This is a genomic window from Pseudomonas sp. K5002, assembly GCF_013386655.1.
Lineage (GTDB): Bacteria > Pseudomonadota > Gammaproteobacteria > Pseudomonadales > Pseudomonadaceae > Aquipseudomonas.
On the sequence record NZ_JACARK010000307.1, the window covers coordinates 1 to 13467 of the forward strand.

The window sequence follows — 13467 nt, forward strand, 5'->3', positions numbered from 1 at the left end:
GCAGGGCGTCGGCGATGCGCTTGGCCAGTTCAGCGGCTTCAGCGTCCAGGCCTTCTACGGCAGGCGCGCTGGCGTCGAGGGCGTGGGCCACGGCGAAACCGATGCGGGCCAGGTCGTCAGGCGCGGCGTGTACGCATTCTTCTGCGATGTCGTCGAGCTTGGTGGCGGTCAGGCTGGCGATAAACAGCGGGTTCAGCGCGTGCTGGCCGATGTTTTTCACCGCAGCGTCGAGCCATGGCTGGACGCGCATGGCGTCGGCCATGTCTTCGGCCTTGCCTTTTACCGACTGGCGCAGGGACAGGGCGACACGGGCAGCGGTCTGGGTCAGGTCTTCACCGAGGACGAAGATCGCGTCATGGTCTTCGATGTCGCGCATGTTCGGAACCGGCAGCGGGCTGTCGTTCAAGACTTGCAGCACGAGGCGGATGCGCTCCAGTTCACCGGCTTCGATACCCGAGTAGAAGTGCTCGGCACCCACCAGTTCGCGCAACGCGTAGTTGCTTTCGAGGCTGGCGCGGGGCGAACCGATACCGACGATGTTGCGACCGCGCAGCAGGTCAGCGGCTTTATCCAGTGCTTCGTCGAGGCTCAGCTTGGCGCCGTCGGCCAGCAGTGGCTGACGCGGGCGGTCTTCGCGGTTGACGTAGCCGTAGCCGAAACGGCCACGGTCGCACAGGAAGTACTGGTTGACCGAACCGTTGAAGCGGTTTTCGATCCGACGCAGTTCGCCGTAGCGTTCGCCCGGGGAGATGTTGCAACCGCTGGAGCAGCCATGGCAGATGCTCGGCGAGAACTGCATGTCCCACTTGCGGTTGTAGCGCTCGGAGTGAGTCTTGTCGGTGAACACACCGGTCGGGCAGACCTCGGTGAGGTTGCCGGAGAACTCGCTTTCGAGGGTGCCGTCTTCAACGCGACCGAAGTACACGTTGTCGTGGGCGCCGAACACACCGAGGTCGGTACCGCCGGCGTAGTCCTTATAGAAGCGCACGCAGCGGTAGCAAGCGATGCAGCGGTTCATCTCGTGGGAAATGAACGGGCCCAGTTGCTGGTTCTGGTGGGTACGCTTGGTGAAGCGATACCGGCGCTCGTTGTGGCCGGTCATCACGGTCATGTCTTGCAGGTGGCAGTGGCCGCCTTCCTCACACACAGGGCAGTCGTGCGGGTGGTTGGTCATCAGCCATTCGACGACGCTGGCGCGAAACACTTTCGCTTCTTCGTCTTCGATGGAGATCCAGCTGCCGTCGGTGGCAGGGGTCATGCAGGACATGACGATACGACCACGGGTGTCGTTCTCGTCGGTGTACTGCTTGACCGCGCACTGGCGGCAAGCGCCAACGCTGCCAAGGGCGGGGTGCCAGCAGAAATATGGAATGTCGAGGCCTAGCGACAGACACGCCTGTAACAGGTTGTCTGCCCCATCGACTTCGAGCTCTTTGCCGTCTACGTGGATAGTGGCCATGGTTCAAAGTTCTTCGTTGGCCCGGTGTCAGCGGGCGTGGCTAATGGAATCTTGTTATTCATGTGCATCAACACAGCCTTGAAGGCGTCAGCACATGAGAAAGCGAAGGGCACGGACCCTTCGCCTTTTTAAGCGTTACGCGCCGACTACGATCGGCCTTGCCAGAGGCGGGACGGCGGCGCTGGTAGGCGCGATGCCGGCTTCGAACTCCGAGCGGAAGTATTTGATCGCGCTGCCCAATGGCTCCACGGCGCCCGGTGCGTGAGCACAGAAGGTCTTGCCTGGGCCGAGGAAACCGACCAGACCCAGCAGGGTCTCGATGTCGCCCTCGCGGCCTTCGCCGTTTTCCAGGGCCATCAGCAGCTTGACGCTCCATGGCAAACCGTCGCGGCACGGGGTGCAGAAGCCACAGGATTCGCGGGAGAAGAATTGCTCCATGTTGCGCAGCAACGACACCATGTTCACGGTGTTGTCCACGGCCATGGCCAGGCCGGTACCCATACGGGTGCCCACCTTGCCGATGCCGCCGGCGTACATTTGAGCGTCCAGGTGTTCTGGCAACAGGAAGCCGGTACCGGCGCCGCCTGGCTGCCAGGCCTTGAGGGTGTAGCCATCGCGCATGCCGCCGGCGTAGTCCTCGAACAGCTCGCGTGCGGTCACGCCGAAAGGCAGTTCCCACAGGCCCGGGTTCTTGACCTTGCCGGAGAAGCCCATGAGCTTGGTGCCCATGTCTTCGCTGCCTTCGCGGGCCAACGATTTGTACCACTCCACGCCGTCGCCGATGATTGCCGGCACGTTGCACAGGGTCTCGACGTTGTTCACGCAGGTCGGCTTGCCCCACACGCCCACGGCGGCAGGGAAGGGCGGCTTGGAACGCGGGTTGGCGCGGCGGCCTTCGAGGGAGTTGATCAGTGCGGTTTCTTCACCGCAGATATAACGCCCGGCGCCGGTGTGCACGAACAGTTCGAAGTCGAAACCCGAACCAAGGATGTTCTTGCCCAGCAGGCCAGCGGCCTTGGCTTCTTCCACGGCACGGTTCAGGTGCTTGGCGGCGGTGGTGTATTCGCCACGCAGGAAGATGTAGCCACGGTAGGTTTTCAGCGCGCGGGCACTGATCAGCATGCCTTCGATCAGCAGATGGGGCAGTTGCTCCATCAGCATGCGGTCTTTCCAGGTGTTCGGCTCCATTTCATCCGCGTTGCACAGCAGGTAGCGGATGTTGATGGATTCGTCTTTCGGCATCAGGCCCCACTTGACACCGGTGGGGAAGCCTGCACCGCCGCGGCCTTTGAGGCCTGCGTCCTTCACGGTCTGGACGATGTCGTCCTGGGCCATGTCGGCAAAGGCTTTGCGCGCGGCCGCGTAACCGTTCTTGGCCTGGTACTCGTCAAGCCAAACAGGCTCGCCGTCGTCACGCAGGCGCCAGGTCAGCGGGTGAGTCTCGGCCGACCGCTTGATGCGGTTGGCAGGACCGAAGGAAGTCAGGGTCATGGGTAGCCCTCGAGCAATTGGGTGACGCCAGCAGGCTGCACGTCGCCGAATGTGTCGTCGTCGATCATCAACGCCGGCGCCTTGTCACAGTTGCCCAGGCAGCACACCGGCAGCAGCGTGAAGCGCCCGTCCGGAGTAGTTTGGCCCAGGCCGATGCCCAGCTTGCTCTGGATCTCGCTGACCACGGACTCGTGGCCACCGATGTAGCAGACCATGCTGTCGCACACGCGAATGATGTGGCGGCCGACCGGCTGGCGGAAGATCTGGCTGTAGAACGTCGCCACGCCTTCAACGTCGCTGGCGGGGATGCCGAGGATCTCGCCGATGGCGTAGAGGGCGCCGTCCGGCACCCAGCCACGTTCCTTCTGGACGATCTTCAAGGCTTCGATCGACGCCGCGCGCGGGTCTTCGTAGTGATGCAGCTCGTGCTCGATGGCCGAGCGCTCGGTTTCACTCAAGGTGAAACGGTCTGTCTGGATAAGCGTGCTATTCATGCTTAGCGGTCCACGTCGGCCATAACGAAATCGATACTACCCAGGTACGCAATCAAGTCCGCGACCATTTCACCTTTGATCACCGAAGGGATCTGCTGCAGGTGCGGGAAGCTTGGCGTACGAATCCGGGTGCGGTAGCTCATGGTGCCGCCATCGCTCGTCAGGTAATAACTGTTGATACCCTTGGTCGCTTCGATCATCTGGAAGGACTCGTTGGCCGGCATTACCGGGCCCCACGAAACCTGCAGGAAGTGCGTGATCAGGGTTTCGATGTGTTGCAGCGTGCGCTCTTTCGGCGGTGGCGTGGTCAGCGGGTGATCCGCCTTGTACGGGCCTTCCGGCATGTTGCGCATGCACTGTTCGATGATCTTCAGGCTCTGGCGCATTTCTTCGACGCGCACGATGCAGCGGTCGTAGGCATCGCCGTTGGCCGCCAGCGGCACTTCGAATTCGAAGTTCTGGTAGCCGGAGTACGGGCGTGCTTTACGCAGGTCGAAATCGCAACCGGTGGAACGCAGGCCAGCACCGGTGACGCCCCATTCCAGGGCCTCTTTGGTGTTGTACTGGGCGACGCCGATGGTCCGGCCCTTGAGGATGCTGTTGTCCAGGGCGGCTTTCTGGTATTCGTCTAGACGCTTGGGCATCCAGTCGATGAATTCCTTGACCAGGCGTTCCCAGCCACGCGGCAGGTCGTGGGCGACGCCGCCGATGCGGTACCAGGCCGGGTGCAGGCGGAAACCGGTGATGGCTTCGATGACCTTGTACGCACGCTGACGGTCGGTGAAGGTGAAGAACACCGGGGTCATGGCGCCGACGTCCTGGATATAGGTACCCAGGAACAGCAGGTGGCTGGTGATCCGGAAGAACTCGGCCATCATGATGCGGATGGTGTCGACCTTGTCCGGCACCTTGATGCCGGCCAGCTTCTCGACCGAGAGCACGTACGGCAGGTTGTTCATCACGCCGCCGAGGTAGTCGATACGGTCGGTGTACGGGATGAAGCTGTGCCACGACTGACGCTCGGCCATCTTCTCGGCACCACGGTGGTGGTAGCCGATGTCCGGTACGCAGTCGACGATTTCTTCGCCGTCCAGTTGCAGGATGATGCGGAAGGCACCGTGAGCCGAAGGGTGGTTCGGGCCCAGGTTGAGGAACATGTAGTCCTCGTTGGTGCCGGAGCGCTTCATGCCCCAGTCTTCCGGACGGAAGCGCGCAGCCTCTTCTTCAAGCTGTTGCTTGGCGAGGGTCAGGCTGAATGGATCGAATTCGGTGGCGCGGGCAGGGAAGTCCTTGCGCAGCGGGTGACCTTCCCAGGTCGGCGGCATCATGATGCGCGACAGGTGCGGGTGGCCCGGGAAATCGATGCCGAACATGTCCCACACTTCACGCTCGTACCAGTTGGCGTTGGGCCAGATACCGGTCACGGTCGGAACGCTCAGGTCGCTCTCGGAGAGGGCCACCTTGATCATCACGTCGCTGTTACGTTCAAGCGACATCAAGTGGTAAAACACGGTGAAGTCGGCGCCGCTCGGCAGCCCCTGGCGCTTGGTGCGCAGGCGCTCGTCCACGCCATGCAGGTCATAGAGCATGACGTACGGCTTGGGTAGGTTGCGCAGGAAGCTCAGGACTTCGACGAGCCTGGCACGCGCCACCCACAGCACCGGCATGCCGGTGCGTGTGGCCTGGGCGGTGAAGGCGTCAGGGCCAAAACGGTTGTTGAGTTCGACGACCACATCCTGGTCGTCTGCCTTATAAGGCGGGATGTACAGAGCACTGCCTGTAGTCATGGTTTTTTATCGCTTTCGGTCAACGTAAAGAATGAAGCCAGGTTTTCGTTCTATAAAAGAAGCGGTTCTGGATCAGACTTCGTCGGGGCTGCGCAGGTTGGTTACCTGAATACGCTGTTCGCGGCGCTGTTCCTTTTGTGACGGCATCTCGGCGCGGTATACGCCTTGATCTCCGACAACCCAGGAAAGTGGGCGACGCTCCTTGCCAATCGATTCCTGCAACAGCATCAAGCCTTGCAGAAATGCTTCAGGGCGGGGCGGGCAGCCAGGCACGTAGACGTCCACGGGCAGGAACTTGTCCACCCCCTGAACCACGGAGTAGATGTCGTACATGCCACCGGAGTTGGCGCACGAACCCATGGAGATAACCCACTTTGGCTCGAGCATTTGCTCGTAGAGACGCTGGATGATCGGCGCCATCTTGATAAAGCAGGTACCGGCGATAACCATGAAATCCGCCTGACGCGGCGATGCCCGGATAACTTCGGCGCCAAAGCGCGCGATGTCGTGGGGCGCCGTGAAGGCGGTGGTCATTTCCACGTAGCAGCAGGACAGACCGAAGTTGTACGGCCACAGGGAGTTTTTACGTCCCCAGTTGACCGCGCCACTCAGCACGTCTTCCAGCTTGCCCATGTAGATGTTTTTGTGGACTTGGTCTTCTAACGGGTCGGAAACGGTTTCCCGTTCGCCGATTGGGTACTGCTCGTTAGGAGCATCCGGGTCGATCCTGGTGAGATTGTATTGCATCGCCAAAGCCTCATTGTTTCAGCTTCGCTTGCCGCTTGCGACGAGCTTCCGGAGCCCAGTCAAGGGCGCCCACTCGAAATAGGTAGACAAGGCCTGCCAACAGAATTGCTATGAAAACGAGGGCTTCGACGAATCCGGTCCAGCCGCTTTCGCGGACGGACACAGACCAGGCAAAGAGAAAAAGGGCTTCGATGTCGAAGATCACGAAGAGCATCGCGACCAGATAGAATTTGGCTGAGAGCCGCAAGCGGGCGCCACCTGTAGGTAGCATGCCGGACTCGAACGGTTCGTTTTTGCTGCGGCCCCAGGCTTTTGACCCGAGGAGGCTGGAGACGCCGAGCATGAAGGCGCAAAGGCCGACTACACCGAGGAGGAAAATGGCAAAGCCCCAGTTGTGGGCCATGAGTCCTGTCGCTTCGGTCATGCTGGAAATCCTTAACAGAGAGCAAAGGTCTCTGAGCTCGAAAAAGTAACGATGCAGTGACGATATGTCGCAGCGCAATCAATCGCGGTGATTTTATGGCTAAACACCGGGCAAGTAAAATTCCTATAGCGAAATTATTCGATGGAATAAGGACATAGTGCACCTTCTTGGGGCTGTAGCCCTTGTGGGGCGGGCATTAGCGGGCTTTTCACGAATTGTGTTTTGTTTAACCGGTAAAGAAGTTTTCATGCTCTAAATGATAATGAATATTGTTTGCGTGGGGTTTAAGCGAATGTTTCTCGTGTGGCGGGGGAAGTTGCCGTTACTTGCTAGATTGTCGCTTAGTTGCTGACGGAGATCTTTTAACCGATCTGGTTGATGCAGATACCGCTCTAGATCAATGTTTTGCACAAATTTTCAGAATGCACACATTCCCCTTGTGGGAGCGGGCTTGCTCGCGAATGCAGTGGGTCAGCCAATGAATCTGTTGACTGATACACCGCATTCGCGAGCAAGCCCGCTCCCACATTTTGATCTGTGTTGTGTCAGGCAGGGTTTCATCAGTGCAAAAAAAACGCCCCGAACCAGTCGGGGCGTGATTGCTGTGCGGCACTGCGGTTAGGTCTTCCGTGGGGCCGCAGTGGCCGTGTACTCAGTACTTAGTGGAACTGCTCTTCTTCGGTCGAACCGGTCAGCGCAGTCACGGACGAGGTGCCGCCCTGGATCACGGTGGTCATGTCGTCGAAGTAACCGGTGCCCACTTCCTGCTGGTGCGCCACAAAGGTGTAACCCTTGGCAGCATCAGCGAACTCTTGTTCCTGCAGCTTCACGTAGGCAGTCATGTCGTTGCGGGCGTAGTCGTGCGCCAGGTTGAACATGCTGTGCCACATGTTGTGAATGCCGGCCAGGGTGATGAATTGGTGCTTGTAGCCCATGGCAGACAGTTCACGCTGGAACTTGGCGATGGTCGCGTCGTCCAGGTTCTTCTTCCAGTTGAAGGAAGGCGAGCAGTTGTAGGACAGCAGTTGATCCGGGTATTCCTTCTTGATGGCTTCGGCAAAGCGGCGGGCTTCGTCGAGGTCCGGCTTGGCGGTTTCGCACCAGATCAGGTCGGCGTACGGCGCGTAGGCCAGGCCACGAGCGATCGCCTGGTCGAGACCGGCGCGCACTTTATAGAAACCTTCCTGGGTACGTTCGCCAGTCACGAACGGCTGGTCGTACGGGTCGCAATCCGAGGTCAGCAAATCAGCCGCGTTGGCATCGGTACGGGCCAGGATGATGGTCGGAGTGCCAGCAACGTCAGCAGCCAGACGAGCAGCCGTCAGCTTTTGAACAGCTTCCTGGGTTGGAACCAGTACCTTACCGCCCATGTGGCCGCATTTCTTCACCGAAGCCAGCTGGTCTTCGAAGTGAACGCCGGCAGCGCCTGCCTCGATCATGCTCTTCATCAGCTCGTAGGCGTTCAGTACGCCGCCGAAACCGGCTTCAGCGTCTGCAACGATCGGTGCGAAGTAGTCGATGTAGCCTTCATCGCCCGGGCCTTTACCGGCTTTCCACTGGATCTGGTCGGCACGGCGGAACGAGTTGTTGATGCGCTTGACCACGGTTGGCACGGAGTCCACCGGGTACAGCGATTGGTCGGGGTACATGGATTCAGCGGAGTTGTTGTCCGCTGCCACTTGCCAGCCAGACAGGTAGATCGCCTGGATACCGGCTTTGACCTGTTGAACCGCTTGGCCGCCAGTCAGGGCGCCCATGCAGTTGACGAAATCTTTTTCGGGACGGAAGGACGGCTTGGCACCCTGGGTGACCAGCTTCCACAGCTTCTCGGCGCCGAGTTTTGCAAAGGTGTGCTCAGGTTGAACCGAGCCACGCAGGCGGACGACGTCAGCAGCGGAATAAGCGCGGGTCACGCCTTTCCAGCGTGGGTTTTCAGCCCAGTCTTTTTCAAGGGCTGCAATTTGCTGTTCGCGTGTCAGTGCCATGGGGAAAAACCTCGTCGCATAGGTCTAGGTGGAAAATTCCATTTGCCAGCCACGTAATCAGTGCGTGGTTATGGCTGCTCGCTGACCAGAAGCTTAGGCGGTCAAGTCAGGCTCGGCGGGGAAGGCGACGGGATGAACGAGTGGCTCAAGGGGGAGTTGAGCAGGTAAGGGCGAACTGCGAACAGTCTTCGGGCGTCGTGGGCCTTTGTACGATCCATCAGTGTGTTGCCGGGTTACCTGGTTAGCTTCCGTCCCTCGGGACAACTTCGTTCCAGTCGCAACCTCGTCAAACACACCTTGTGGGCGGTACAGACACGAATCGGCTCAGGTGGGTGGCTTTGAGCGACGATCCGAAGGCCCTTGCCAGGGCCCCTGATTAGCGGGAGCGAGGCCATCATGCCCATGCTTTTTTGGATCGTCAAATGTTTTGTAGTGCTTTTTTTCAAGCACTACATCTTTAGTCTAATACGACTCGCCAGTCAGTTTTTGGTGCTTCAGTTCAGCGTGTCGACTTTGACCCGCAATGTCAGGTCATCGCGCCCTTGAGTAGAGTAGCTGCGGGTTGTAGTGCTTTTGTCGGCCTGGGTCTGGCGGTTGATCCCGGCCAGGGTGATCCACTCGCCCAGGCGTCCGCTGACAGTTGTGTCGGTACTTTGCACGTTCACTACATCGGGACGTTCCTGGCTCATGCGGTCACGATTGGTACTGATGCTCAGGTGAACGGTCTCGCCGGTGACGCTGGCCGTCACGTAGAAACCCTGGGTTACGTTGCGATACTGGGTCTGGTTCTGCGGGCGGCCGTAGGCATCGGGCTGGGTGGTGGTGAGGGGCACGCTCTGGCCGACCTGGATCAGCGCGGGCACGCCTTCGCTGGCCTGGATCTGCTGGATCCCGCCGTCACGGCTCTCGGTGCTGTAGGTGATGACCTGGGTTTGATTGTTGCCGTTGCTCTGCTGGTTGTTTTCGTTGGTGTCGACGGTGATCAGCAGGCGCTTGGAAGGCGTGTCCAGTTGCGCGAGCAGGGCGCGCAGGCCCTGGATCTTGTCGGGCTCGGCATTCACGATCAGTTGGTTGCCGTAGGCGCTGACGGTGCCGTCCTTGCCGATAAAGTTCTGCGCCACCGGCAGCAGGTCGGCGCTGGTGCGGTTGCTCAGGGGCACGACTTCGGTGGCGGCCATCACCGAGAAACTGGTGGCCAGGAGCAACAGGGTGAGCAGGGTGCGTAGGGACATGTCCGTTATCTCTGCGAGTCATTTAGGCTAGATATTGCCAGTTTGTCGGCCTGGCGGGGTGCAAGTTGAATCCTGGACGGCAAAAGGCCCTGGCATCGGGGGATGGCAGGGCCTTTTGAGGTGTTGCTGATGGCGCCTTCGCGAGCAAGCCCGCTCCCACATTTGACCTCATTCCAAAGGATGTACTGGATCGAATGTGGGAGCTGGCTTGCCTGCGAAGGGCGCGGCGCGGTCTCGGATCAGCCCTCGCGCACCATATCAACGTGAGGAATCCCGACTTCCAGGAACTCATCGCTGACAATCTTGAAGCCCAGGCGCTCATAAAACGGCGCCGCATGGACCTGTGCACTGAGGATCTGCCGGGTCTGGCCGCGTTTCTCGGCCACGCCGATCACCGCTTCCATCAGCTTGTCGCCGACCTTCAGGCCGCGCCAGTCTTTGAGAACCGACACGCGGCCGATCTCGCCGGTAGGCAGCAGGCGTGCAGTACCGATGGGAAAGTCGCCTTCGAACGCCAGGAAATGCACGGCACTCGCGTCGTCTGCATCCCATTCCAGCTCCGGTGGAACCGATTGTTCAGCGATAAATACCGCTTCACGAATGCGCCGTATCTCGGCGATATCCTTTTGCCAGTCCGCGACACTTACGTGAATCTTATTCATCGGCAAACCCCAGGCTCCCTTGCTTGACCAGTTCCCACAGCAGGGCGCAGCCATCTTCATCCGCCAGCCATGGGCCGAGGTTGTCGATGTGCAGGGCGTCGGCGGCGCACACCAGCTTCAGCAGTTCCCGCAGCTTGCCCGGCAACAGGCGGCTCTGGCCGCTGGCGAACAGCAGCAGGTCGTCGTCGACTTCGGACCAGGCCAGGCGGGCGCTCGGGTTGCGGATCAGCACGGCGCCGTTTTCCAGGCTGCCCAGCAGGTCTTCTTCTTCCACTTCCGGGCCGGCGACCAGTTCCGGGTAGCGCGGCTCGGTCATGAACTGGCCGAACCAGGTCAGCAGCATGCGCTCGTCGCTCATGTGCTCGGCCAACAGGCTTTTCAGGCGGTCGAGGGCGTCGCCCTGGATCTGGTGCGGGTCGCTGACCGGCTGGGCATCGGCGTCGGTGTAGCGCTCTTCGTCAGTCAGGTACTGGCTGAGGAAGTCGGTGAAGTGGGTCAGCACTTCAGCGGCGCTCGGGGCGCGGAAGCCTACGGAGTAGGTCATGCAATCATCCACGGCCACGCCGCAGTGGGCCAGGCGGGGCGGCAGGTAGAGCATGTCGCCCGGTTCCAGCACCCATTCGGCGGTCTCTTCGAATTCAGCGAGGATGCGCAGGTCCGCGTGTTGCAGCAGCGGGCTTTCGGAGTTGCACATCTGGCCGATCTTCCAGTTGCGCTTGCCGGAACCTTGCAGCAGGAACACGTCGTAGTTGTCGAAGTGCGGGCCCACGCTGCCACCCGGGGCGGCGTAGCTGATCATCACATCGTCAATGCGCCAGCTTGGCAGGAAGCGGAAGTTTTCCAGCAGTTCGGCCACTTCCGGCACGAACTGGTCGACCGCCTGCACCAGCAGGGTCCACTCGCGCTCGGGCAGGGTGCTGAAGGCATCTTCGGCGAACGGGCCGCGGCGCAACTCCCACGGGCGTTCGCCGTGTTCGATGATCAGGCGCGACTCGACTTCTTCTTCCAGCGCCAGGCCGGCCAGTTCGTCGGCGTCGATCGGGCTTTCGAAGTCAGGGATGGCCTGGCGGATCAGCAGGGGTTTTTTCTGCCAGTAGTCGCGCAGGAATTCCCGTGCCGTGATGCCGCCCAGAAGTTGAAGAGGAATGTCAGGATTCATGTGTAACCTATTGAAAAAAAGCACTTTTCAGACGGGAATAAAAACGCCCGGCGCTGCCGGGCGTCTCAAAGGGTCAAGCTTCTATCAGATGCGTTTGGCTTGAGCCACAGCGTTGCCGATGTAGTTGGCCGGGGTGAGCAGTTTCAGCTCGGCCTTGGCGGCGGCTGGCATATCCAGGCCGTCAATGAAAGTTTGCAGCGCTTCGGAGGTGATGCCCTTGCCGCGGGTCAGCTCTTTGAGCTTCTCGTACGGGTTTTCGATGTTGTAGCGGCGCATCACGGTCTGGATCGGCTCGGCCAGCACTTCCCAGCAAGCGTCCAGGTCAGCGGCGATCTTCTGCTCGTTGAGCTCCAGTTTGCTGATGCCTTTGAGGCTGGCTTCGTACGCGATCACGCTGTGGGCGAAGCCCACGCCGAGGTTGCGCAGTACGGTGGAGTCGGTCAGGTCGCGCTGCCAGCGGGAGATTGGCAACTTGCTGGCCAGGTGCTGGAACAGGGCGTTGGCGATCCCGAGGTTGCCTTCGGAGTTTTCGAAGTCGATCGGGTTGACCTTGTGCGGCATGGTCGACGAACCGATTTCGCCGGCAATGGTGCGCTGCTTGAAGTAGCCCAGGGAGATGTAGCCCCAGATATCGCGATCGAAGTCGATCAGGATGGTGTTGAAGCGCGCAATCGCGTCGAACAGCTCGGCGATGTAGTCGTGGGGTTCGATTTGCGTGGTGTACGGGTTGAAACCCAGGCCCAGTTCGTCTTCGATGAAGGCGCGGGCGTTTTCTTCCCAGTCGATCTCAGGATAGGCTGACAGGTGGGCGTTGTAGTTGCCTACGGCGCCGTTGATCTTGCCCAGCAGCGGTACGGCCGCGACTTGAGCGATCTGGCGCTCCAGGCGGTACACCACGTTGGCCAGTTCTTTACCCAGGGTGGTCGGCGAAGCCGGCTGGCCGTGGGTGCGCGACAGCATCGGAACGTCGGCGAAACGGATCGCCAGTTCGCGGATGGCGTCGGCAGTCTGGCGCATCAGTGGCAGCATCACGTCATCACGGCCTTCGCGCAGCATCAGGGCGTGGGACAGGTTGTTGATGTCCTCGCTGGTGCAGGCAAAGTGGATGAACTCGCTGACCTTGGCCAGTTCCGGCAGCTTGGCCGCTTGCTCTTTGAGCAGGTATTCGATGGCTTTAACGTCGTGGTTGGTGGTGCGCTCGATCTCTTTGACACGCTCGGCGTGCTCCAGAGCGAAGTTTTCCGCCAGGGCGTTCAGCACAGCGTTGGCTTCGGCAGAGAACGCCGGCACTTCGCTGATGCCAGGGTGAGCGGCCAGGCGCTGGAGCCAGCGCACTTCAACCAGAACACGAGCACGGATCAAGCCGTATTCGCTGAAAATAGGGCGCAGGGCCTGGGTTTTGCCGGCGTAGCGGCCGTCAACAGGGGAAACCGCAGTGAGCGAAGAAAGCTGCATGGGGTGTTCTCGGACAGTCGGGCAACGAAATGGGGCGCGTATCATACATGAAAAAATCCGCCGGTCCGTTGCCAACTGACCGGCGTATTACGCGTGGGGCTATAAAAAAATCGGTTGCTGCGACTTATTCGTTGCGCATCAACGGGTAAAGCTCTTTCAGCAATTTGCGTCGGCTGACCACCAATTGCCAGCGATGACCGCCCAATTGGCGCCATAACCGCGCCGAACGAATACCGGCCAACAGCAGGGCGCGGATTTTCGAGGCGTTGTTTGGTTGTTGCAGGTTGCGCATATCGCCGTGCACCTGGATCCGCTGGCGCAAGGTGCTCAGGGTGTCCTGGTACAGGGCGCCACAGGCTGCGATCACGTTTTCGTGGGCCGGGCCAAAATGCTCGACCTGGGACTGGATCTGCGGCAGGCGCTTGCCGATGGTGTCCAGCAGGTCGTCGCGCTTGGCCAATTGACGCTCTAGGCCGAGCATCGACAGGGCGTAGCGCAGCGGCTCGCGCTGCAAGGTGCTTGGGTCGCGCTCGAGGGCGCCGACCAGTGCGCGATAACCTTCGCGCAGGGCC

At 60.4% G+C, this 13467-nt stretch carries 12 protein-coding genes; all 12 read right to left on the reverse strand.

Going from position 1 to position 13467, the window contains the following annotated elements:
- A partial coding sequence (gene nuoG / locus HX846_RS15550) for an NADH-quinone oxidoreductase subunit NuoG (RefSeq protein WP_178965670.1) occupies positions 1-1459 on the reverse strand: 1459 nt, incomplete at its 3' end.
- Positions 1460-1594: 135 nt separating this feature from the next.
- Positions 1595-2950, reverse strand: coding sequence for an NADH-quinone oxidoreductase subunit NuoF (nuoF, locus tag HX846_RS15555; RefSeq protein ID WP_003219566.1), 1356 nt, complete (start codon positions 2948-2950; stop codon positions 1595-1597).
- Positions 2947-3444 (reverse strand): NADH-quinone oxidoreductase subunit NuoE, encoded by a 498-nt coding sequence (gene nuoE / locus HX846_RS15560; RefSeq protein ID WP_003219568.1) that lies wholly within the window; start codon positions 3442-3444, stop codon positions 2947-2949. Before nuoE ends, nuoF begins: the two co-directional genes overlap by 4 nt.
- Positions 3445-3446: 2 nt before the next feature.
- The gene (gene nuoC / locus HX846_RS15565; protein WP_003219570.1) at positions 3447-5231 is read right to left on the reverse strand and encodes an NADH-quinone oxidoreductase subunit C/D; all 1785 of its coding nucleotides are present in this window, start codon (positions 5229-5231) and stop codon (positions 3447-3449) included.
- Between the two features lie 72 nt (positions 5232-5303).
- Positions 5304-5978, reverse strand: a complete 675-nt coding sequence (locus HX846_RS15570; RefSeq protein ID WP_003219572.1) for an NADH-quinone oxidoreductase subunit B family protein — start codon at positions 5976-5978, stop codon at positions 5304-5306.
- Positions 5979-5988: 10 nt separating this feature from the next.
- A complete protein-coding gene (locus HX846_RS15575; protein ID WP_003219575.1) occupies positions 5989-6402 on the reverse strand; it encodes an NADH-quinone oxidoreductase subunit A in 414 nt (137 codons plus the stop codon).
- 659 nt (positions 6403-7061) lie between these two features.
- Positions 7062-8387 carry an isocitrate lyase gene (aceA, locus tag HX846_RS15580; protein ID WP_003219577.1) on the reverse strand — a complete coding sequence of 442 codons (1326 nt, stop codon included), beginning with the start codon at positions 8385-8387 and terminating at the stop codon, positions 7062-7064.
- A 494-nt stretch (positions 8388-8881) separates the two neighbouring features.
- A complete protein-coding gene (locus HX846_RS15585; RefSeq protein WP_003219578.1) occupies positions 8882-9619 on the reverse strand; it encodes a secretin N-terminal domain-containing protein in 738 nt (245 codons plus the stop codon).
- Between the two features lie 239 nt (positions 9620-9858).
- A complete protein-coding gene (locus HX846_RS15590) occupies positions 9859-10281 on the reverse strand; it encodes a GNAT family N-acetyltransferase (RefSeq protein ID WP_003219580.1) in 423 nt (140 codons plus the stop codon).
- The gene (locus HX846_RS15595; protein ID WP_003219582.1) at positions 10274-11440 is read right to left on the reverse strand and encodes a cupin domain-containing protein; all 1167 of its coding nucleotides are present in this window, start codon (positions 11438-11440) and stop codon (positions 10274-10276) included. The genes HX846_RS15590 and HX846_RS15595 overlap by 8 nt, the downstream gene beginning before the upstream one ends.
- An 84-nt stretch (positions 11441-11524) precedes the next feature.
- Complete coding sequence (purB, locus tag HX846_RS15600) at positions 11525-12895, reverse strand: adenylosuccinate lyase (protein ID WP_003219584.1); 1371 nt, start codon at positions 12893-12895, stop codon at positions 11525-11527.
- Between the two features lie 124 nt (positions 12896-13019).
- A partial coding sequence (locus HX846_RS15605; protein ID WP_178965671.1) for a lysogenization regulator HflD occupies positions 13020-13467 on the reverse strand: 448 nt, incomplete at its 5' end.

Bases quoted from the DNA above. Each gene is read 5' to 3' on its own strand.
- nuoF (WP_003219566.1), bottom strand. From the start codon at position 2,950: ATGACCCTGACTTCCTTCGGTCCTGCCAACCGCATCAAGCGGTCGGCC.
- nuoE (WP_003219568.1), bottom strand. From the start codon at position 3,444: ATGAATAGCACGCTTATCCAGACAGACCGTTTCACCTTGAGTGAAACC.
- nuoC (WP_003219570.1), bottom strand. From the start codon at position 5,231: ATGACTACAGGCAGTGCTCTGTACATCCCGCCTTATAAGGCAGACGAC.
- HX846_RS15570 (WP_003219572.1), bottom strand. From the start codon at position 5,978: ATGCAATACAATCTCACCAGGATCGACCCGGATGCTCCTAACGAGCAG.
- HX846_RS15575 (WP_003219575.1), bottom strand. From the start codon at position 6,402: ATGACCGAAGCGACAGGACTCATGGCCCACAACTGGGGCTTTGCCATT.
- aceA (WP_003219577.1), bottom strand. From the start codon at position 8,387: ATGGCACTGACACGCGAACAGCAAATTGCAGCCCTTGAAAAAGACTGG.
- HX846_RS15585 (WP_003219578.1), bottom strand. From the start codon at position 9,619: ATGTCCCTACGCACCCTGCTCACCCTGTTGCTCCTGGCCACCAGTTTC.
- HX846_RS15590 (WP_003219580.1), bottom strand. From the start codon at position 10,281: ATGAATAAGATTCACGTAAGTGTCGCGGACTGGCAAAAGGATATCGCC.
- HX846_RS15595 (WP_003219582.1), bottom strand. From the start codon at position 11,440: ATGAATCCTGACATTCCTCTTCAACTTCTGGGCGGCATCACGGCACGG.
- purB (WP_003219584.1), bottom strand. From the start codon at position 12,895: ATGCAGCTTTCTTCGCTCACTGCGGTTTCCCCTGTTGACGGCCGCTAC.